General features: G+C 59.9%; 1 protein-coding gene and 1 pseudogene. One reads left to right on the forward strand and one right to left on the reverse strand.

The window, feature by feature from the left end; translation table 11 throughout:
- Positions 1-183: 183 nt before the first annotated feature.
- Positions 184-531, reverse strand: coding sequence for an MTH938/NDUFAF3 family protein (locus F6X42_RS42925; RefSeq protein WP_035470809.1), 348 nt, complete (start codon positions 529-531; stop codon positions 184-186).
- Positions 532-668: 137 nt separating this feature from the next.
- Here F6X42_RS42925 and F6X42_RS46295 point away from each other — a divergent pair.
- Positions 669-850 (forward strand): annotated as a pseudogene (locus F6X42_RS46295) (hypothetical protein); the annotation flags it as partial.

Genomic DNA, 850 nt, shown 5'->3' on the forward strand with positions numbered 1-850 from the left:
CTGCGTCGCTACGTCATGAAATGCGAGCAGCGTTCGGCGCCTCGAGCTGTTGAGGACTGGCCCGACGTCCATGGATCGGATTTCGAAACGGCAGACTGACCGCGTGACCCATGATGGACGGGCTCACCTGACATACCAAATGCTGCTCATGTTCAATGCAGACTCGCACCGCGCCCCTTGCGCCTAGCACGTGACATGCAGAATCGCGTTGGTCTCGTCGGGTTGCTCCTTCAGTCTGGCAATGGCTTCCGCCGTCGGCAGGATCACCAGTTCGACCTGTTGACGCTCGGCCTCGTGCTTGACCTCGTCCATCACCGGTAATGCTCCAGTACCGGTGCCAATCACCAACCTCCGGCATTTCCATGGGATCGCCTCTGCCATTGATAGCGGTGTATGCCCAAAGGCCTCGCGGAACGCCTTGGATGGCTTCTTCTTGCGTTTGCGAACCTGCCCATGGTCGATCACCACGTCATGCTGGTAGGTAACGCCATCGATACGGATGGAACCAAAGGAAAACGCTTCGAAGTGCATACCCATCTCCGCGAATTTTGTCCTGGCAGCCACTCATTGCGTCAACAGAGCGCTCGTCCAACACAATGATTATAGGTTGGAGGCAGCGTTGCGCAGAATGCGTTCTGCCGGTGGCCAACCAGGGGAAAGCGACACACCAAAACTCCCGGGGTCTCGTGGCCGAGCCGGCCGAAGCCGCGCGCGGTACAGCCATCGTCTTTCATGGCAATGCGGGGCATGCCGGGCACCGCAAGTTTTGCGCCACAGCGTTTAACCCGGCGCGAGGCCCGCGCCGAGCCACATGCGCAGCGCCTCGATCTCCTCCTCGCACACCGTATGC

It is taken from the genome of Paraburkholderia podalyriae (genome assembly GCF_014397785.1).
Classification (GTDB): Bacteria; Pseudomonadota; Gammaproteobacteria; order Burkholderiales; family Burkholderiaceae; genus Paraburkholderia; species Paraburkholderia podalyriae.